This window comes from Chlorobium sp. (genome assembly GCF_036528655.1).
GTDB lineage: Bacteria > Bacteroidota > Chlorobiia > Chlorobiales > Chlorobiaceae > Chlorobium.
In genome coordinates this window covers 247,348-266,586 of the sequence record NZ_JAIGND010000003.1, presented here as the reverse complement: position 1 = coordinate 266,586, position 19,239 = coordinate 247,348, and the positions used below count along the sequence as shown (strand labels likewise).

Genomic DNA, 19,239 nt, shown 5'->3' with positions numbered 1-19,239 from the left:
CTCCGGCACATGGTTAGCTTAAGGGAATTCTCTGAGGGGCCTGAACCCAGACTTTTTCTGTATAGAACACGCCCGAGAGCCCGAGAAGCGCGGCAAGGGCAAGCATCGCAGGATCCGACGCCGTGATCGTCAGAATAAGCGGCAGCAGGTTTCCGGCAATAAAACTGCCTGCCCAGAACTGGTTTTTCAGGCTTCCCTCGCGAATGATTTCGGCTGCGCGCTCAGCAGCTACCGAAGGGTGTTTGCCGTACAGCTCGATCAGCATGACTGCGATATGCAGACCGAAACCGACGACGAGCATCTGGCGAAGCAGGCCCGAAAGCTCCGGAGAGACTCCGGTTCCAAGCCCGAGCAGCAGCAGGGCAGAACCGCCGGCGAGCAGGGAGTTAAGAAGCATGTGCAGGAGCAGCATGGGGCTCTGCCAGAAATCGCGACCCTTGGCCGCGCCGAAAAGGAATGCCGTATAGATGGCCGTCACAAGAGCGAAGAGCGCGCCGCCCCAAAGCGCGACGGTTTCAATCAGGGGAAGCTGCAGAAACTTCGCGCCGCCCCAGAGCGCGAGAAACGCGCCGTATCCGGTTATGGTAAGGCCGCCTCGTACCAGCCAGGAACCGAACTGCGGTCGCAGCATGACTGAAGAAAAACGGTCGGGACGATCGAGATCCTTGATAAGGAACCCGCCTGTCAGAGCGAGAAACACGAGAGACAACGACCATGCGCCCCATTCGAGGGAAGCCGGAAGCTGCTGCCGGAAAATCGCGAGCAATGCAAAGAAGACAAGGAATACGCCCGACGAAACCGCCTTTGCGGTTACATAGGCAGGAACTTCCCAGCCCCAGACCGCTCCTTTCGAGGGGATATCGTATACCCGGCGGACTTTCGGTCCGGCTTTCGGAGCCGCATGCGCCGGTTTTTCAATGCCCGGAGCGCCTTTGCCCTTTCCGGCGAAATGGCCCACGCCTCTGGACTGCGCGCTCCAGTGATATTCCTCCTGAAGAGGAGCCTGCAGAGGATCCAGCGAGGCCCCGTCTCCGTTGATGTAGTAGAGCTTCGGCGATGTCCCTTTCTCGGGCTTGCGCACAACGGTCTGTTCGCCGGCGACCAGCGCGGCAATCTTGCCTGACGGGTCGTCGAGATCTCCCGAAACGATAGCCTGCTGGGGACATACCGTTACGCACGCAGGCTGAAGACCTACCTCCTTGCGATGCGCGCAGTAATTGCATTTGGCTGAGGTATGGGTATCCGGATCGATGTACAGCGCGTTATAAGGACAGGCCTGGGCACATGCCTTGCAGCCAATGCAGCGGCGACCGTCGAAGTCCACGATGCCGTCCGGGCGCTTCTGCAGCGCCTCGACGGGACAGATATCCACACAGGGAGGCTCCGCGCAGTGGTTGCATCGCAGTACGGTGAAATAGCGCCGTGTATCGGGGAACGTGCCTTTCTCCACATACTTCACCCAGGTGCGGTTCACTCCGAGAGGCACCTCGTTTTCGGATTTGCAGGCAACCGTGCAAGCATGGCATCCGATACATTTCCGGGCATCGATAACGAAACCGTAGTTCATGAACTGATCCGATCTGATTGAGAAAACAAACGGCGGCAAGCCTCCTGAAGGAAGCTCCGCCATCTCTGAATATCAAGGTCGGGATGGGAATGCTGGATAATCCGATTACGATCGGGCATCAAACCTTCTCCTCTCAAGGCTCGAAACCCGAAGAATCAAACGCCTGCATCTCCGGCAGGAATCCATCCCGACCGAATTGCATTTGGAGCGAAAAAACACCCCATATGCAGAAATCCATTCCCCGGCACTGCATCGGCAGCCTTTCCTCAACGGTATCGACGCCTTACGGCATCATCGCGAATCGACTGAAAGCGCGGGGACCTGCGTACCGCTCCGGATCTTTTCACAAGAAATCCCGAAACAAGTATATTATTATATAACTGAATGGTTATATAATAACACATGACGAGCAGACTCCCAAATTATATCTGCAGTCAGGGAACTTTTTTTATTCCCGGGGGGATATCCGTTAACTGACTTTATATCATAATCTTAATCCGTAATAACAACCGTTTTCGGATCGTCGCTGCTCAAAAAAAACGGCGGGAACGGGAATTTTTCCCATGCAGATACCTATTTTCCTGTATCATTGCGGGTTATGCGCCTTCGGCGCAAATCGCACGATACGATCAACAACCATGTAAACCATAGCAAGCATGAGCGCTCACATCTATAAAAAAATCGAGATCGTCGGATCATCGCAGACCAGCATCGAGGATGCCGTCAACAATGCGGTCGCAAAAGCCGCAGAAAGCATCCGACATATCCGGTGGGTGGAAATCGTCGAAACACGATGCCATGTCGAAGATCAGAAAATCGCTTACTGGCAGGTTACCGTCAAAATCGGCTTCACGCTTGACGATAACTGAAACGTTCATTCCCCGCATACGACAGAAAGGGCTCCTCAGCGGAGCCCTTTCTGTCGATGATTGTCAACGATAACCCTATTGATGCAAGCGCGCCTGTTCTCTGCTTCTAAACTCAACCCTCACGCCGACAACGGTTCTTTGCATCGACGCATTCCGTCATTATTTCCTCTATCGCCTTGATTATTTATTCCGCCTGAATAACATTTCGTGCACCCTGTCCTGCCCGGTATTACAGTTCATGCGTGAAGTTCAGCGACCTGTTTAACTGACCATGGCTGATATCGAGACCATCCCTATTGGCAGCGCTCACTTCGGAAACCCAGGCAAAAATGCCGCCGCAAAGGACGATCTGTCTGATAACGGCAGGCTGAAGAAAGTAAAACGAAAAAAAATGCGCAGGAGAAAGATCTCCTGCGCATATGACGAATCAGCTATGGAACGCCAGACGCCTCAGTGTTCCGCAGAGTATCGCTCGGGAGCCAGCGACCAGTGCTCCGGCGACATCCAGAGCGTTGAAAGCATGAGTTCGCGAATATGGGAAAACTCTTTCGGAAGGCGATCGTAGATCTTTTCGAAAAGCTCCTCGTGAGAGAGCAGTTCCCGTTTCCATGCCTCACGGTCAACCGACATGAGCTTCGAAAACTTCTCGGGAGTCATCGATTCCAGCCCTTCCCATTCGAGCGCCTCGTACTTCGGCATCCAGCCCAGAGGGCTCTCGACGGCGCCGGCCCTGCCATGAACTCGGTCCACGATCCATTTGAGCACCCGCATGTTCTCGCCGAATCCCGGCCAGAGGAACTTGCCGTTCTCGTCTTTGCGGAACCAGTTGACACCGAATATCCTCGGCAACTCGGAAAGTGTTCTGCCGACATGCAGCCAGTGATTGAAATAATCACCCATATGGTAGCCGCAGAAAGGAAGCATGGCAAAAGGATCGCGACGAACGTCGCCGATCTTGCCGGCCGCGGCCGCAGTTTTTTCGGAGCCCATGGTTGCTGCGAGATAAACACCTGAGTTCCAGTTGGCAGACTGATAAACAAGCGGTACGGTATCGCCACGACGGCCGCCGAAAATGAAGGCACTGACAGGCACTCCGGCAGGATTTTCCCAGTCCGCATCGAGTGAAGGACACTGGCTCGCCGGAGAGGTGAACCTGGCATTGGGATGCGCTGCCGGACGGCCGCAACCCGGAGACCAGGGATTGCCCTGCCAGTCGATCAGCTCCGATGGAGGCGTATCGGTCATCTCTTCCCACCATACGTCACCGTCAAGCGTCATCGCGACATTGGTGAAGATGCAGTTCCGCTCCAGCGTTGCCATAGCATTGGGATTCGATTTCTCCGATGTTCCGGGAGCAACGCCGAAAAAGCCGTACTCGGGGTTGATGGCGTAGAGACGTCCGTCTTCCGCACGCTTGATCCAGGCGATGTCGTCACCGATTGTTGTAACTTTCCAGCCTTCGAAACCCTGCGGAGGAATCAGCATGGCGAAATTGGTTTTGCCGCAGGCGCTCGGGAACGCCGCCGCAACATAGGTCTTCTCGCCTTCGGGAGATTCCACACCGAGGATAAGCATGTGTTCGGCAAGCCATCCTTCATCGCGAGCCATCGAAGAAGCGATACGAAGCGCAAAGCACTTTTTGCCGAGCAGTGCATTGCCGCCGTAACCGCTTCCGAAAGAAATAATGGATCGTTCTTCAGGAAAGTGCACGATATATTTCCTGTCGTTGCATGGCCAGGGAACATCCTGCTGTCCGGGCTGAAGCGGAGCGCCAACCGAGTGCAGGCAGGGAACGTAATCTGTGCTGTCGCCGAGGATTTCAAGCACCTTGCTACCCATTCGGGTCATGATGCGCATGTTCGTAACAACATAGGGCGAATCGGTTATCTCGATACCGATGTGTGCAATAGGCGATCCAAGAGGACCCATGCTGAAGGGAATGATGTACATGGTGCGGCCCTGCATGCATCCGTCGAAAAGTCCGCGCAGGGTCTCTTTCATCTCTTTGGGGGCCACCCAGTTGTTGGTCGGTCCCGCATCCTGACGACGGATGCTGCAGATGTAGGTTCTGTCCTCTACGCGCGCCACATCGCTCGGATCCGAACGACAGAGGAAACTGTTCGGACGCTTTTCGTCGGAAAGCCTGATGAAGGTGCCGCTCTCTACCATCTGCTGGCAGAGCCTGTCGTACTCTTCCTGACTCCCGTCGCACCAGTAAACGGAATCCGGCCTGCAGAGATCTGCCGTTTCCTGTACCCACTGGAGCAGTTTGGGATTTTTCACAAAATCCGGGGGATTAATCTGCACTGTGCTCATGATCGTCCTTATTATAGAGAATTAAAAAAAAAGTCCGCAGTCGACCCGTACTGCGGACATGCATGATAACATCTATGTAAAACCGGCTTTAAGCGCTGTTGTGCTTTACCGGGATCCGGATTGGTGGGGATCATTCCCGTCAGGTTATTTGAGGGTTTTGGCTGCCGGCTTCAGAGCCTCGATGATCATTTTCTCGAAATCGGCCCGGCTTCTTGCTCCCGGAACCACCCGGATAATTTTCCCTGACCTGTTGACGACGAAGGATGTCGGAATTGATCGAAGGCCACCTTCGATAAACCGGCCATATGCGCTCACGAGTTGCTGGTCGGCCATCATGACGGGATAGGTTATTCCGTTCATCTTCATGAATTTCCTCATCGACTCGTCGTTTTCGTTGACCGCTACGCCGACGAATGTGAAGCCTTTGGCATTATAAGCTTTCTGCAGCTCCACCATGTCCGGGATTTCCGCTCTGCAGGGAGGACACCAGGAAGCGAAAAAATTCACGATATAGGCTTTTCCGGAAAGTTGCCGGGAAGAAATCTGACGACCGTCAAGACCGGTTCCGGAGAATGACGGGGCAATTGCTGAAGGAACTGCATATGCCGCGCCGACAGTTACCAGAACCATAAGGGCTGCCACGGCAAGAGCTTTGCCTGCGACCGCTTTTCCGACAGAGTAGTTCAAGCTTTTCATCATCATCGTATCGTTTGTAATCCGTTAAAAATGCAAATATAGGTATCGGACGCCTTTTAACATACTATTCCTGCGCGTTTTTAAAAGACTATCGGCATCCCTTATTATATCTTTGCTATTCATCGGCGAATCAACTATATTTCGGCTTTATTTTTGGCAAGCTAACGCCACCTTAGCTCAGTTGGTAGAGCAACTGTTTCGTAAATAGTAGGTCGTGGGTTCGAGTCCCGCAGGTGGCTCGCATCCGGTTAAGCGTGAAACTTCAGAAGCGAAGCTGCAATACAAGCGACAGATACGCTGCCGAATAAAGATCCGGATAAACGTAACGTTTGATTTCACCATAAAAATCCTATCCACACTGTCACTATGCAAGAAGGTAAGATTTCCCAGATCATCGGCCCTGTCGTTGACGTAGATTTTCCCGAGGGACAACTTCCGTCGATTTTAGATGCCCTGACCATTACCCGGCCCGACGGCTCCAAGCTTGTGCTCGAAACCCAGCAGCATCTCGGAGAAGAGCGCGTTCGTACCGTCGCGATGGAGAGCACAGACGGCCTCGTCAGAGGACTGAGCGTCGTCAACACCGGAAGGCCAATCCAGGCTCCTGTCGGCCCTGAAGTGCTCGGACGGATGCTCAACGTGGTCGGCGATCCCATCGACGGCAAAGGAGCGGTCAACTGCGTTAAAACCTATTCGATCCACCGCACGGCACCTAAATTCGACGAACTGTCGACCAGAGCCGAGATGTTCGAAACCGGCATCAAGGTGATCGACCTTCTCGAGCCTTACTCGCGAGGCGGCAAAACCGGCCTTTTCGGCGGCGCGGGTGTGGGCAAGACAGTGCTCATCATGGAGCTCATCAACAATATCGCCAAGCAGCAGTCCGGCTACAGCGTTTTTGCCGGCGTCGGCGAGCGGACCCGCGAAGGAAACGATCTCTGGCATGAGATGATGGAGTCCGGTGTTATCGATAAAACCGCACTGGTGTTCGGACAGATGAACGAACCTCCCGGCGCCCGTCAGCGAGTTGCCCTGACAGGCCTGAGCATCGCAGAGTACTTCCGCGACGAGGAGAACCGCGACGTGCTGCTCTTCATCGACAACATTTTCCGCTTCACTCAGGCAGGTTCCGAAGTATCGGCTCTTCTCGGACGCATGCCGAGCGCCGTAGGATACCAGCCTACGCTTGCTACGGAAATGGGCGAACTTCAGGACAGGATTACCTCGACAAAGAAAGGCTCCGTCACTTCGGTTCAGGCTATCTATGTGCCTGCCGATGACCTTACCGACCCGGCTCCGGCAACGGCATTCACGCACCTCGACGCAACGACCGTGCTTTCGCGCTCCATTGCCGAACTCGGCATCTACCCTGCGGTGGATCCTCTTGATTCGACTTCCCGAATTCTCGACCCGAATATCGTCGGCGCCGATCATTACAATACCGCACAGGCAGTCAAACAGATCCTGCAGCGCTATAAGGATCTTCAGGACATTATCGCGATTCTCGGTATGGACGAACTCAGCGACGAAGACAAACTGGTGGTTTCAAGGGCGAGAAAAGTTCAGCGTTTCCTTTCGCAGCCGTTTTTCGTTGCGGAAGCATTCACCGGTCTTTCCGGCAAGTATGTAAAGCTTGAAGATACAATCAAAGCCTTCAAGGAGATCATCGCCGGAAAACACGACAATCTGCCGGAAGCCGCATTTTACCTGGTAGGCACGATCGAAGAAGCTGTCGAGAAAGCTAAAACCCTGTAATAACCACTGATTAACCATGGCGAATTCCGACAAAGGGTTTGATATTGACATCGTAACGCCCCAGCAGCTCTTCTTTTCCGGAGAGATTTCCAGCGTTACGGCACCGGGACTTGACGGTCTTTTTCAGGTCATGAAAAATCATGCCCCGCTGCTTGCCGCGCTGAAACAAGGCAAAGTCAGGCTCGTACTTGCCGATAAAAGCGAGAAAAGCTTTGCTATCAGAGACGGATTTTTTGAAGTAAGCGGAAACAAGGCGATTCTTCTTACAGAGAATATCGCCTGATTCAATACCTTTCCTGAAGAAATCAGCAGCCGCTGCGCTGCTGATTTTTTTTCACTTCAAATGAGAACGCTTGTACCGAAAGCCCTGCGCAGGGGAGACACCATCGGGCTCATCTCTCCATCTTCACACAGCGCTTACCCCGAAAAAATCCAGCAGGCGGTAACCTATATTGAAAAAAACGGTTACCGGGTCAAACCCTCCGTTCACCTGAACCGTATAGATACAGATCCGGCAATTGCCGACGAAGAAAAGCTGCATGATCTGCACGGGATGTTCAAGGATCCTGAGGTCAGGGCGATCATCTGTCTGCGCGGCGGCGCCGGAGCATCGAGATTGCTTAAAAAAATCGACTACCGTCTCATTGCCGAAAATCCTAAAATTCTTGTCGGCTATTCCGATATCACGGCCCTCTCTCTGGCCGTCTTTTCGCAAACAGGCCTGATCAGTTTTTCCGGACCGATGCTTGCCACCGAACTGCACGGCCCTTCGCCATATACCGAAGAACATTTCTGGGGAGTGCTGACATCGCCGTCGTATGCCCGGACGTTCAGGAACCATGAAAGCCACGCAGTTACCTGTATCAGAGGTGGGGCGGCCGAAGGACGGCTAATCGGCGGCAACCTCTCCGTGCTTTCATCAATGATCGGCACTCCCTACATGCCTCCGTTCGGCGATACCCTGCTTTTTGTTGAAGATATCAACGAACCGGCATACAGAATAGACCGGATGCTGTCCCACCTTGCAAATGCCGGATTGCTTGCCGACTGCCGGGGAATCCTGTTCGGACAGTTCAGTCATGAACCGGGAGCAAGCGCGGACGATGCCCGTCTTGAGAAAGTTTTCAACTACTACACTGCGCATACGGAAAGCTGCGTTCCCGTTATGCGCGGACTCTCATACGGACATATCAGTAATCTCATGACCCTCCCTGTCGGGGTCCGTTGCCGGATGGAGGTTTCCGGCGCATCATTCAATCTTATGGCAATCGAGCCTGCAGTTGGCGGATAACCGGCAAAATCGTATAGTATCAGAACGACGAAACAGATCGAAGATTACTTACCAGAGCCATGTTCAGTCACTGGATCGAAGCATCAGAAACTCCCGAAACGCTCAGGGATGAAATAACTGCCGGAACGTCCCCGCTCGATGCTTACCGGGTCGTACTCTTCAATGATGAAGACCACTCATTCGACGAAGTGATCTTTCAGATCATAAAAGCGATTAACTGCAGCCGGTCGAAAGCCGAAAAAATCACGTGGGAAGTTCACTCAAGAGGATTGGCCATCGTATTTACAGGCAGTATCGAACGATGCATCTATGTCAGCGCTGTACTGGAGGAAATATCCCTTACAACCGAAATCCAGACCGGATAACCCCCCCCTCTTTCAGATCAGGCCTCTGAAACCGATGCCCCGGTATACGACAAGATGATGCTGCATCTGTATAAGCGGTTGCCGTGCGCTCCAGAATGTGTCGTAGACAAATTCCACGATCTCCTCTTTCTGTCGGGCGTCGTACCGGTGAACGCCTGGATAGAGCATGATCATCCAGACGACTTTCATGAATTTCCCGAAGTCGTCAACGAAAAATCGCACCCGGCTTGTATCGATAAGAATCTGGTCGTTACGAAATGAAGGCAGCTTCTCGATGTGCTTTTTAAGCGTCGTCAGGCTCTGATCGTTGTGCACTCCGAAATACTTACCCGCAAAGTGGTTGTAGAGCCATGTCGTCGTCATCCTGTTGCTGCTTGAAGCGGCCATGAGAACCGCATGCAGTGCGCTTTTACGGGCGAGCAGGCTTCCGCAGATGTATTCGAACAGCTTCGTCCAGGCCGCGGCCTCGCAATAGTAGAGCGAATGATGAAGGGCTATCAGATCGAGTTTCCTCCTCTTAAGGGTATCGTTAAAAAAGCGCTCGACCTCCACAGGATCCGAAAAAACCTCCATGTAATTCCCGGTAATCGCCCTGACATGAGCGGTATGCTGCCTGATGGCCCTATCACTGACTATGGCCATGGCCTCCGTGTCTATATCGAACAGGTAGAGACCCCCGCGAAAAGCCGTCTCGAGGATGCGGAACTGCGGTTCCGTACTGGAACCTATGGAGAGCGCCCTCAGCGGTTTATTCAGCGGATTGGCAACGCTGAGCGTTCTTATGATTTTTGCGAGCCGCTCGCCGATATCGACCTTATCGTCGCTGTATATCGACCAGATTTTGTCCTCGTCCATCATCATCGCGTCGGCGCTCCTGAGCCCCGCTTCGATAATGGAATTTCGATGCCTGTCAATCATGGGGCGAACTTATGAATTTGACGCCGCAAATGCGCTCGATACTTCGTATGATACCGTTATGCGTATAATATAACATACCTGCCGCAGATACGACAGCTTCCGGCTTCAGGAGCCGGGGAATGTCGCCCACTGATTAATCCCCCTTTGTTTGTTATATTCTTTGTTTTATTTACCTGAAACCGGGGCACCGGATGAATTTTACCACTTTTCACGAACGACCATGAGCAATTCCGAGGAGACACGCGTGCAGAACGTGAACCTGCCGCCCGATAAAGTGATGCATAAACTGGTTTCGCTGGCCAAACGACGCGGATTCATCTTCCCGTCATCGGAAATTTACGGGGGACTCTCCTCCTGCTTCGATTACGGCCCTCTCGGCAGCGAAATGAAAAAGAATATCAAGGATCTCTGGTGGAACTCGATGACCCGCAGCCATGCGAACATCGTGGGTATCGATGCGTCGATCATGATGAATCCGACCGTATGGGAAGCATCCGGCCATGTAGCAAGCTTCAACGATCCGATGATCGACGACCGCACGACCAAGCGACGCTATCGGGCGGATCACCTTATCGAAAACCATATCGAAAAACTTCGAAAAGAAGGGAAAAGCGAGAGAGCCGAACAGGTTCAGACCGTCTATGAAGCCGCCTCCGGCGCGCCTGACCCGAACAGGGCGCTTTACGAACTGATCGTTGCCGAAGCGATCAAGGCTCCGGACACCGGCTCAGGCGACTGGACCGAAGTGCGCCAGTTCAACCTGATGTTTCAGTGCAACATGGGAGCCGTCGCCGACACGTCGGGCATCGTCTACCTTCGCCCAGAAACAGCACAAGGCATTTTCGTCAACTTCCACAACGTCCGGGAATCGTCGCGCATGAAGGTGCCGTTCGGCATCGCGCAGATAGGCAAGGCGTTCCGCAACGAGATCGTGAAGGGCAACTTCATTTTCCGCATGGTGGAATTCGAACAGATGGAGATGCAGTACTTCGTGAAGCCCGGCACGCAGATCGAAGCATTCGAGGCCTGGCGCGAGGAGCGTTTCAACTGGTATATCTCCGAGCTCGGCATTACCCCCGGAAAACTGCACTGGTACAAGCACGACAAACTGGCTCACTATGCGGACCTCGCATACGATATCAAGTTCGAGTTCCCGTTCGGCATTGAGGAGATCGAGGGGATCCATTCGCGAACCGATTTCGACCTGAGCCAGCACCAGCAGTATTCCGGCAAAAACATGGAGTATATCGACCAGACCACCGGCGAGCGCTACCTCCCCTATGTGGTTGAAACATCGTCGGGTTGCGACCGGCTTTTCCTGGCACTGCTTTCAGATGCGTACAACGAGGATGTGGTGGACGGCGAGCCCCGGGTCATGCTGAAGCTTTCGCCGAAAGTCGCCCCGGTGAAAGCAGCAGTGCTGCCGCTCATGAAGAAAGGAGACATGGGCGAAAAAGCCGAAAGGTTCCGCAGCGATCTGTCTGCTGCCTTCATGGTGCAGTATGACGATGCAGCATCGATCGGAAAGCGTTACCGCCGCCAGGACGAGATAGGCACCCCGTTCTGCTTTACCGTAGACCACCAGAGCCTCGAAGATCAGACCGTTACCGTGCGCTACCGGAACAGCGCGGAGCAGGAACGGATCCCGATGGAGAGAGCCAGGATGTTCCTTGCAGAAAAACTTGTCTGACAGTCATCAGTTAACGAATACTGTTCAATGTGAAACCATGCGTTACGACGTCGCAGTAATAGGAGGAGGCCCGTCTGGAGCCGTTGCATCGAGAATACTGGCAGAAGCCGGACTCGGCACGGTTCTCCTGGAACGGAACCTCGATAATGTCAAACCATGCGGGGGAGCAATCCCTCTCGGGCTTATCGAAGAGTTCGGCCTGCCGTCCGAACTTGTGGAAAAAAAGCTTTCGCACATGCGCGCTCGCTCCCCTAAAGGCAGGGTGATCGGCATGCATATGCCGAACGGTTATGTCGGCATGGTATGCCGTGAACGGTTCGACAGCTATCTTCGCCATGAAGCCCGCAAGGCCGGCAGCGACGTTCTCGAGGGGCTGATGAGTTCCATTGAGCGGAGGGGGAACAGATTCGTGATCCATACCCTCGGCGACAAACTGCCTCCTTTTGAGGCCGACTACATCATCGGAGCCGATGGAGCGAACTCGAAAACCGCCGACGAACTGCGCTTTCCCCCCAACGAACTGAAGGTGATCGCCATGCAGCAGCGGTTCCGGTACACGCCGGCAATCGAGAAGTTCAGCGATATCGTGGAAATATGGTTTGACGGTGAAGTCTCTCCCGATTTTTACGGCTGGATATTTCCAAAAGCGGACCACCTCGCTATAGGCACCGGTACGGAAGACAGAAAGCATAACATCCGGGCTCTGCAAAGGCGCTTCATCGAGAAAATCGGCATTATCGAAAGTCCCTATCTCGACGAAGCCGCGAAAATTCCCATGAAACCGAGGCGTTCTTTCACAGGGGATCGGGCAATACTTGTCGGAGACGCCGCGGGACTGGTTACGCCGGCAAACGGAGAGGGAATCTTTTTCGCCATGCGCTCGGGAAAACTGGCAGCTCAGGCAATGATCGGCCATATCAGGAACGGCGATCCGCTCGACCTTTACGAGAAAGGATTCCGCAAGCTCTATGCTCCGATTTTTTTCGGTCTCGAGGTGCTGCAAAGTGTCTATTACCGCAACGACAGACTCAGAGAGAGTTTTGTGGCGATCTGCGCCGACGACGACGTGCAGCGAATCACCTTCGACTCATACCTCTATAAAAAAATGGTGCCGGCTCCGTGGAGCGTGCAGATGAAGATTTTTTCAAAGAATATCTACCACCTGATCAAGGGCAGCTGACCATCAGGAGGAGAGCTTTTCAGGAATAGCAAATGAATCTTGACCTGCTCGGGCTGCTTTCGCTGCCGAACTGGTTCATCCATATTTCTTCCTCTCTTGAATGGGGTGTTGCAGCGTTCATGATGTATCGCTATGGGAGAATAACGGGAAGAAAGGATATCCGCCTTTTCGGACTCTCGATGCTTCCGCACTGGATCGGCAGTTTTTTCGTGCTTGCCTATCATGTCACAACGGACAGCGTTCCGCTGCTTCTGGACATGTCTGAAACCATCAATCTGTTCGGCAGCATCTCGCTGCTCTGGGCAACGATGCAGATCCTGAAAACCAGCGGAACCTCAAACCTCGCATCGGGCATGATGGCCGGATTCGGAACTCTGATGATCGCCGGCAAACCCCAGTCTTACATGGGAGAAGACGTTTTCGACGCTATCCTGCAGATTTCAAGCGTGGTATATCTGACATTCCTGGTACTGCTCCTGAAGGTGCGAAAAAAAGACCCATCGGTTTTTTCGGGGCTCACCGTTGCCGGATTCTGGTTCGTTCTGGTATTTATATCCGTGACGGTATTCTTCATGTACATGGCTACAGAGATTCGAGAATTTCACTCTCTGTCGCATGACGACCTGCTTCACGGATCGGCCGAGAGCCTGCTCACCATCAGTAATCTCATGATCGTAATCGGCATCCACCGCCAGACCCGCCAATATGAAGGACTATTGAAATCCGGTTCCGGGGTTCAGGGACGAAGCATTCCTGAATAGGCTTTCGGGTCGGCAAAGAGGGCAAGCGCCTTCTGCACGACAGGATCGTCGTCGAGTTCGGCTTTTCTCGAAATGGTTTCGTTGCCGTGCCGCATGATTTCGATAGTGATCAATCGGAAAATCCGGTCGCTCTGCAGGGCGGTCAGGTTGTTTTTCATCTGCAGCAGTTCCCGTTTCAGTCCTTCAAGACTTCCGGGAGTACCCGCCTTTTGACCATTCAGTTCTTCGGCAATCTGTTTTTCAAGCTCCTGAAAATTTCGTTCGGATGCGGAAGTGTAAGAAAACCGCTTTTCGCCGAGAAATTCGCTGAACGATTTCAGCAGACCCGCGCTATCTGATGAATCGGCTGAAGAACCTGCATGCGAGGCACGATATCGCGAGGCAAAAAGAAATATCATCCCTTTCCGGAGAAGTTCCTGCTCATAAGCCGAGCGTTCCGGAGCAGCCACGATCACATCGGGGGTAATGCCGCCTCCGCCGTATACCTTGCGTTTCCCTGCGGTGTAATAAACCGGCAGAGGCTTTCTCTCTCCGTTCTTTTTCAGCACGCTCCTCGATGCGCGAGTGTCGCCATGCGGTTTCTGTATGAGACGTCCCGATGGGGTATAGTATTTAGCCGTAGTAAGTTTCAGGGTGTTGTCGTAGGGCAGCCTGAGTACCGACTGTACAAGGCCTTTGCCGAAAGAACGTTCTCCAAGCACGATTCCGCGATCGAGATCCTGAATGGCGCCGGATACGATTTCGGATGCGGAAGCGCTCTCTTTGTCGATGAGCACCGCAACTGGCAATGCCGGAACCAGAGGAGGCTGTTCTGTGCGGTAGATCTTTTCGGATTCGGGCTTTTTTCCCCGAATGGTCACCACGGTGCTGCCTTTTCCGACAAACAAGGATGAAATATCCACCGCCGCTGTCAGCAAACCGCCCGGATTACCGCGCAGATCGATAATAAGACCGTTCAGGGGAAGGGATCGATCTGCGGCTTCGCGAAGAAGCTTCTCGACGGCCTGACGCATATCGCCGGACGAGTGGCTGGAGAAACTTCCCAGCTGAAGATAACCGGTACGTCCGATAATTTCCGAATAGCTGACGGTACTCACTCTCACCTCTTCGCGCACGAGCGATACCGTCCCCGGACCTCTGCCGCCTTCGCGTTCTATATTCATGGAAAAACGGCTTCCGGTAGCGCCTTTCATAAGCTCCCGCACCTGATCAATGTTTCTGCCGGCAAGCGGTTTTCCGTCAACGCGCGTGATCCTGTCGCCGGTACGTATGCCCGCCTTCCAGGCAGGATAGCCTTCGAGCACCGAGGTGACATAGACGGCGTCTTCGAACCTGGTCATACTAAGCCCTATTCCGGTATACTTACCGCTGGTTATTTCACCAAGCTCTTCGGACTGGGTTTCGTCAAGAAATACGGTATAGGGGTCAAGAACTCCGAGCATACCGTCAATAGCCGCATACATCAGGGCTCTCACATCAAGCGGCTCGACATAGTTCTCGGACAGTTCGCGGTAGATATCGCCGAACAGATCTATGCTTTCGGCTATTTCAGAGAAATCATTGCCGGGCGTGCCTCTGGAAGCGGCAAGCAGGGAAAGGGATGCTACCGAGAGCGAACCGGCAAGGACGACTGTGAAAAGAGCTGCTGAAACCCGCTTGATAAATGGCTGTATGTTCATTGCGCAACATCTTGTTATAATCGACGCTTACCGTTACAGGCGCACGCGGTCGATATCGGCCGCGCGGCCTGGGAGGCATCCTTGCGGATGCTGTAAAAACTAACGAAGCGCCTGTTCGAGCGCAGTGGCGCTGTCGGTTTTTTCATCGCGATATTTGACGATGACAGGCGTATAGAGCGAAAGCCCGTGCTCGGAGGCGAATGCGCCTTTAAGTGCTCTCGATCCGGCGATGACGACAGCGCCTGACGGAATGACGAGCGGAACGTCCGCGCTTTTGCGGTGAATCGTGCCGTGGACAAGATCGTATACCGGCGTTGAACCGTTCAGGATAACCCCGGTGCCGATGACGGCGCGCTCCTGAACGATAGTGCCTTCATAGATACCGCAATTGCCCCCGACCATCACATCGTCCTCGATTATGACCGGCATGGCCCCTACCGGTTCGAGCACCCCCCCGACCTGTACGCCCGCAGAGAGATGCACATTCCTCCCGATCTGAGCGCAGCTGCCGACAAGAGCGTGTGAATCTATCATGGTGCCGGCATCGACATAAGCGCCGACGTTGACATAGGCAGGAGGCATCATCACCACCGATGGTGCCAGATAGGAACCGTCCCGTACCGACGAGCCTCCGGGAACGATACGTACGTTGTCTTCGAGAGTAATCGATTTAAGCGGCCAGGTATCCTTGTCGATATAGGCAAAGCCTCCGAGTTTACCCTCCGGCTGAACGCTTCCCGCTGTAAGCTTGCCAAGACGCATGCCGACAAGTATACCCTGCTTGACCCACGCATTGACCGTCCACGCTCCTCCTGACTTCTCTGCGGCTCTGATGCTGCCGTTATTGAGCATCTGCTTGAACTCTCCGAAAACTCTTCGGGCATCGGGATTCAGGGCAAGCTCAGCTGCATTTGCCGATGAAAGCGAAATAATATCTTTTTTCAACTGTTCGTATGCTGACATTGCTTGATGGCTCTATAGGTTAGAGATCGCCGTATTCGGCCGTAATATCTTTATTGTTCCTGCGGTTGTAAAAACGGAAATCGTCGCTTCGCAGGCTCTCGTCAGGCTTCACCCGGACAAAAACCATATGCTGCAGGAACCATTTCAGTTCGGTTTTCATATCGGTATTCTTCAGCGGTTCGGCAACCGTTGGGCTGACATAGAGGTCGAGCTGCTGAAATTTCATATTCTGCTGCAGCGCGTACTTGCGCAGCCAGCGTTCTATCTGGTTGATCGTGGTGAAACGCGCCTGCACGACGCCTGTGCCGCCGCAAGCGGGGCACTGGTCGCCCATGCGCTGCATGAGGCTCGGCCTGATGCGCTCGCGGGTGATCTGCATGATGCCGAAATCGGACATCGGCAGAATGTTGGATTTCGCCCGGTCGTTTCGCAGTTCAGTACGCATGGAATCATAGACTTTTTTCGCATTCTTCTGGTCGAGCATATCGATAAAATCCACCACGATAATGCCGCCTATGTCGCGAAGCCTGAGCTGGCGCACAATTTCCCGAGCGGCTTCAAGATTGGTTTTCAGGGAGTTCTCTTCCTGCTCCCGTTTGGCTGCATAGCGGCCGCTGTTGACGTCTACGACCACCATGGCTTCGGTATGCTCGATGATTATGTAACCTCCGGATTTCAGCCACACCTTGCGTGAAAAAATGGATTCTACATCCTTGGCGATATTGTAGCCTTCGAACAGCGGCAGCTTGCCCTGATAGAGCGAGACGTTTTTTTCCATCTCCGGCGCCGCCCACTGGATGTAGTTCAGCGTCTCTTTGTAGATGCCCGGCGAGTTGGCTACAATCTCGGTCACGTCGGAAGTGAGAGAATCGCGGAGCACGCTGGAAATAATGGTATCCTCCTTGAAAATGAGCTGGGGCGGCGTCGCGTCCTTGAGTTTTTCCTCGATCTGCACCCACTTGGCGAGGAGTTTTTCAAGATCCTGCTTAAGGAGAGACTCCTCCTGGTGTTCGGCAACGGTGCGGATGATAGCTCCGAAACCTTCGGGCAGCATGGAACGCACAAGTTTTTTCAGCCGGGCACGCTCTTTTCTCACGACAACCCTGCGGGAAACCGCTACCTGACCTCCTCCGAAAGGAAGAAGCACCATGAAGCGTCCCGCTATGGTGATATCGGAGGTAAGCCGGGAGCCCTTGTTGCTGATAGGCTCCTTGATGACCTGAACCAGTATGGAATCGTTCGGCTTGAGCTTTCCAGCTATCATCTGGGTATAGGACTGTCTTTTTGCCGCCTTTTCCTCTTCGGTCGCCGGGGCCTTTTTTCCCGCTGTCCGCTGCTGGGCTCTGGCAGACTGGACAGATCCCGCTCCTTCTGCGCTGCCGGCAGCAGGAACCGCGTCGTCACCATCCTCTGCATCATCCCCTCCGCCGTTTTCGTCGTCGTCATCATCCTCTATCAGGGCCCGATAATCCTCGCTGGTCGTGCCGACATCGGAAAAATGAAGAAACCCGTCAGATTTCTGGCCGATATCGACGAAGGCGGCCTTCAGTCCCTCGACAACCTTGTGCACCCGGCCGAGGTAGATGTCGCCGATACTTCGCCGGCTTTCGGGACGCTCGATAGTCAGCTCCGCAAGTCGGCCTTCTTCGACAAGCGCAACCTGTATCTCATCGCCGATCTTGTTCATGAGGAGCTGTTTGTTCATACTCTTCTTCATGCGTAAACTCTGTTATAAATGGCAAAAACAGGGGTATTTCCTTCCCCTTATTTACAGTTTCCTTATGTGCCGCACGCCCTGTCGGACTGCAGCGCATTTCCGGAAGTACGCGCATATTGTGCGGCCCACGGGTTTCAATTCTTTTTCCTGAAGACCGTATGAGGAATCACCCCGATTTCTCATGCACAGCCATGGAAGCCGGGAAAACCTGCGGTATGCAGTGGCCAAAGCCTTCCATGCATCAACCACGCATTTTTCAATGCGGACACGCCGGCACAACCGGTTTACAGGCCAACAAACAAGATAAGAAATATTAGCAGGAAACGGTAATTGAGATCCTTTCGGGCCGGCAAGAGCCTCAGCCTGCCGGGTTCTTGAGGATTTACGCTATATTTCAGGAGATACAACAATAACGGAGCAATCCCGCGAACCATGACAACAGATTACGAACTTCAGTTGTGGCAGAACGCGTTCAGGATTTGCGGCATCGACGAAGCCGGAAGAGGCCCGCTTGCAGGACCCGTCGTAGCTGCCGCTGTAGTATTTCCGCGATGGTTCATTCCTGAAGACGGAATCCTTTCGCGGCTCGACGACTCGAAAAAACTCTCTCATTCTCTCCGGGAAACCCTTGCATCCGAAATCAAAGCCACTGCGGAATGCTGGGCCGTTGCCGTTATCGGATCCGATATCATCGACAGCATTAATATCTTCCAGGCGACCATGCTGGCAATGAACAGAGCGGTCGAACAACTCCCATCACTTCCTGATATTCTGCTCGTCGACGGCAACCGGTTCAGACCGGCGCTGCCGATTCCTTTCGAAACCATCGTCAAAGGGGATTCGAAGGTCTATTCGATAGCGGCGGCATCGGTACTTGCAAAAACATGCAGGGACGCCATCATGAGGGAATACAGCCTGCAATTCCCGCAATACGGATTCGACCGCCATTTCGGATACCCTACCGGCCAGCATATCGAAGCTATTGCCGCATTCGGCAGAAGCAGTATTCACCGCAACAGCTTCCGGTTGAAACAACTCGGCGAAAAATAACCCATTCCATGACAGGGAATTTCGATCCACATTCGCTTGGGCGGCAGGGCGAGCAGCTTGCAGCGGAGTACCTGATCAGAAAGGGATACCGCATCGTTGAGAGGAATTACCGCGCCCGACGCAATGAAATCGACATCATTGCCATCGACAGAGGCACGCTCTGTTTCATCGAAGTAAAAACCAGAGGCTCACTTGAAAAGGGTCATCCGTTAGAAGCGGTAACTCCTCAAAAACAGAAGGAGATCATCAAAGCGGCAAAATCATACCTGCTTACGGTCGAGAACAGGGAACCGGATTGCCGGTTCGATGTCATTGCCGTTCTGGCAGGACCGTTTGACGACATGCACCCGGCAGCGGTTTCCATAGAACATTTCATCGATGCGTTCTGGGAAGAAACCCGTTGAGAGCGCATGCGCTCTGAA

The 19,239-nt window shown here is 53.5% G+C and carries 17 protein-coding genes and 1 tRNA gene; 11 read left to right on the top strand and 7 right to left on the bottom strand.

Features of this window, described 5'->3' with window-relative positions; all coding sequences use genetic code 11:
- Positions 1–13 precede the first annotated feature (13 nt).
- Positions 14–1,567 (bottom strand): 4Fe-4S dicluster domain-containing protein, encoded by a 1,554-nt coding sequence (locus K4305_RS01360; RefSeq protein ID WP_331560521.1) that lies wholly within the window; start codon positions 1,565–1,567, stop codon positions 14–16.
- Between the two features lie 656 nt (positions 1,568–2,223).
- On the opposite strand from K4305_RS01360, the gene K4305_RS01355 reads away from it, so the two are divergent.
- Positions 2,224–2,436 (top strand): dodecin, encoded by a 213-nt coding sequence (locus tag K4305_RS01355; protein WP_331560520.1) that lies wholly within the window; start codon positions 2,224–2,226, stop codon positions 2,434–2,436.
- 450 nt (positions 2,437–2,886) lie between these two features.
- Here the strand turns inward: K4305_RS01355 and K4305_RS01350 are convergent, their stop codons facing one another.
- A complete protein-coding gene (locus K4305_RS01350; RefSeq protein WP_331560519.1) occupies positions 2,887–4,752 on the bottom strand; it encodes a phosphoenolpyruvate carboxykinase (GTP) in 1,866 nt (621 codons plus the stop codon).
- Positions 4,753–4,896: 144 nt separating this feature from the next.
- The gene (locus K4305_RS01345; protein ID WP_442880407.1) at positions 4,897–5,448 is read right to left on the bottom strand and encodes a TlpA family protein disulfide reductase; all 552 of its coding nucleotides are present in this window, start codon (positions 5,446–5,448) and stop codon (positions 4,897–4,899) included.
- Positions 5,449–5,614: 166 nt separating this feature from the next.
- Between K4305_RS01345 and K4305_RS01340 the strand changes: the two genes are divergently transcribed.
- From K4305_RS01340 to K4305_RS01320, 5 genes are all read left to right on the top strand, one after another.
- Positions 5,615–5,687: transfer RNA gene (locus K4305_RS01340), tRNA-Thr, on the top strand.
- Positions 5,688–5,814: 127 nt separating this feature from the next.
- Positions 5,815–7,203 carry a F0F1 ATP synthase subunit beta gene (atpD, locus tag K4305_RS01335; RefSeq protein ID WP_331560517.1) on the top strand — a complete coding sequence of 463 codons (1,389 nt, stop codon included), beginning with the start codon at positions 5,815–5,817 and terminating at the stop codon, positions 7,201–7,203.
- Positions 7,204–7,219: 16 nt separating this feature from the next.
- A complete protein-coding gene (locus tag K4305_RS01330) occupies positions 7,220–7,486 on the top strand; it encodes a hypothetical protein (RefSeq protein ID WP_331560516.1) in 267 nt (88 codons plus the stop codon).
- Between the two features lie 60 nt (positions 7,487–7,546).
- Positions 7,547–8,494, top strand: a complete 948-nt coding sequence (locus tag K4305_RS01325) for a S66 peptidase family protein (protein ID WP_331560515.1) — start codon at positions 7,547–7,549, stop codon at positions 8,492–8,494.
- A gap of 59 nt (positions 8,495–8,553) precedes the next feature.
- Positions 8,554–8,859: an ATP-dependent Clp protease adaptor ClpS gene (locus K4305_RS01320; RefSeq protein ID WP_331560514.1), complete on the top strand. Its 306-nt coding sequence runs from the start codon at positions 8,554–8,556 to the stop codon at positions 8,857–8,859.
- A 12-nt stretch (positions 8,860–8,871) separates the two neighbouring features.
- Here K4305_RS01320 and K4305_RS01315 read toward each other — a convergent pair whose 3' ends face one another.
- The gene (locus K4305_RS01315) at positions 8,872–9,777 is read right to left on the bottom strand and encodes a class I SAM-dependent methyltransferase (protein WP_331560513.1); all 906 of its coding nucleotides are present in this window, start codon (positions 9,775–9,777) and stop codon (positions 8,872–8,874) included.
- A gap of 220 nt (positions 9,778–9,997) precedes the next feature.
- Here K4305_RS01315 and K4305_RS01310 point away from each other — a divergent pair, with 220 nt between their 5' ends.
- Genes K4305_RS01310 through K4305_RS01300 form a run of 3 tightly spaced genes read left to right on the top strand, consistent with a single transcriptional unit; the run spans position 9,998 to position 13,408 of the window.
- A complete protein-coding gene (locus K4305_RS01310; protein ID WP_331560512.1) occupies positions 9,998–11,467 on the top strand; it encodes a glycine--tRNA ligase in 1,470 nt (489 codons plus the stop codon).
- Positions 11,468–11,504: 37 nt separating this feature from the next.
- Entirely contained in the window at positions 11,505–12,647 is a 1,143-nt protein-coding gene (locus tag K4305_RS01305; RefSeq protein ID WP_331560511.1) for a geranylgeranyl diphosphate reductase, read from the top strand.
- Between the two features lie 32 nt (positions 12,648–12,679).
- Entirely contained in the window at positions 12,680–13,408 is a 729-nt protein-coding gene (locus tag K4305_RS01300; RefSeq protein WP_331560510.1) for a DUF3593 domain-containing protein, read from the top strand.
- Here K4305_RS01300 and K4305_RS01295 read toward each other — a convergent pair.
- The 3 genes from K4305_RS01295 to K4305_RS01285 form a co-directional block, all read right to left on the bottom strand.
- Positions 13,384–15,087, bottom strand: a complete 1,704-nt coding sequence (locus tag K4305_RS01295; RefSeq protein WP_331560509.1) for a S41 family peptidase — start codon at positions 15,085–15,087, stop codon at positions 13,384–13,386. The genes K4305_RS01300 and K4305_RS01295 overlap by 25 nt on opposite strands.
- Before the next feature lie 99 nt (positions 15,088–15,186).
- Entirely contained in the window at positions 15,187–16,050 is an 864-nt protein-coding gene (locus K4305_RS01290; protein WP_331560508.1) for a 2,3,4,5-tetrahydropyridine-2,6-dicarboxylate N-succinyltransferase, read from the bottom strand.
- Between the two features lie 19 nt (positions 16,051–16,069).
- Positions 16,070–17,767 (bottom strand): Rne/Rng family ribonuclease, encoded by a 1,698-nt coding sequence (locus tag K4305_RS01285; RefSeq protein ID WP_331560507.1) that lies wholly within the window; start codon positions 17,765–17,767, stop codon positions 16,070–16,072.
- 432 nt (positions 17,768–18,199) lie between these two features.
- On the opposite strand from K4305_RS01285, the gene K4305_RS01280 reads away from it, so the two are divergent.
- Both K4305_RS01280 and K4305_RS01275 read left to right on the top strand, forming a co-directional pair.
- Positions 18,200–18,817, top strand: a complete 618-nt coding sequence (locus K4305_RS01280) for a ribonuclease HII (protein ID WP_331560506.1) — start codon at positions 18,200–18,202, stop codon at positions 18,815–18,817.
- A gap of 8 nt (positions 18,818–18,825) precedes the next feature.
- Positions 18,826–19,221, top strand: a complete 396-nt coding sequence (locus K4305_RS01275) for a YraN family protein (RefSeq protein ID WP_331560505.1) — start codon at positions 18,826–18,828, stop codon at positions 19,219–19,221.
- Positions 19,222–19,239: the final 18 nt, after the last annotated feature.

Bases quoted from the DNA above. Each gene is read 5' to 3' on its own strand.
- K4305_RS01360 (WP_331560521.1), bottom strand. From the start codon at position 1,567: ATGAACTACGGTTTCGTTATCGATGCCCGGAAATGTATCGGATGCCAT.
- K4305_RS01355 (WP_331560520.1), top strand. From the start codon at position 2,224: ATGAGCGCTCACATCTATAAAAAAATCGAGATCGTCGGATCATCGCAG.
- K4305_RS01350 (WP_331560519.1), bottom strand. From the start codon at position 4,752: ATGAGCACAGTGCAGATTAATCCCCCGGATTTTGTGAAAAATCCCAAA.
- K4305_RS01345 (WP_442880407.1), bottom strand. From the start codon at position 5,448: ATGAAAAGCTTGAACTACTCTGTCGGAAAAGCGGTCGCAGGCAAAGCT.
- atpD (WP_331560517.1), top strand. From the start codon at position 5,815: ATGCAAGAAGGTAAGATTTCCCAGATCATCGGCCCTGTCGTTGACGTA.
- K4305_RS01330 (WP_331560516.1), top strand. From the start codon at position 7,220: ATGGCGAATTCCGACAAAGGGTTTGATATTGACATCGTAACGCCCCAG.
- K4305_RS01325 (WP_331560515.1), top strand. From the start codon at position 7,547: ATGAGAACGCTTGTACCGAAAGCCCTGCGCAGGGGAGACACCATCGGG.
- K4305_RS01320 (WP_331560514.1), top strand. From the start codon at position 8,554: ATGTTCAGTCACTGGATCGAAGCATCAGAAACTCCCGAAACGCTCAGG.
- K4305_RS01315 (WP_331560513.1), bottom strand. From the start codon at position 9,777: ATGATTGACAGGCATCGAAATTCCATTATCGAAGCGGGGCTCAGGAGC.
- K4305_RS01310 (WP_331560512.1), top strand. From the start codon at position 9,998: ATGAGCAATTCCGAGGAGACACGCGTGCAGAACGTGAACCTGCCGCCC.
- K4305_RS01305 (WP_331560511.1), top strand. From the start codon at position 11,505: ATGCGTTACGACGTCGCAGTAATAGGAGGAGGCCCGTCTGGAGCCGTT.
- K4305_RS01300 (WP_331560510.1), top strand. From the start codon at position 12,680: ATGAATCTTGACCTGCTCGGGCTGCTTTCGCTGCCGAACTGGTTCATC.
- K4305_RS01295 (WP_331560509.1), bottom strand. From the start codon at position 15,087: ATGAACATACAGCCATTTATCAAGCGGGTTTCAGCAGCTCTTTTCACA.
- K4305_RS01290 (WP_331560508.1), bottom strand. From the start codon at position 16,050: ATGTCAGCATACGAACAGTTGAAAAAAGATATTATTTCGCTTTCATCG.
- K4305_RS01285 (WP_331560507.1), bottom strand. From the start codon at position 17,767: ATGAAGAAGAGTATGAACAAACAGCTCCTCATGAACAAGATCGGCGAT.
- K4305_RS01280 (WP_331560506.1), top strand. From the start codon at position 18,200: ATGACAACAGATTACGAACTTCAGTTGTGGCAGAACGCGTTCAGGATT.
- K4305_RS01275 (WP_331560505.1), top strand. From the start codon at position 18,826: ATGACAGGGAATTTCGATCCACATTCGCTTGGGCGGCAGGGCGAGCAG.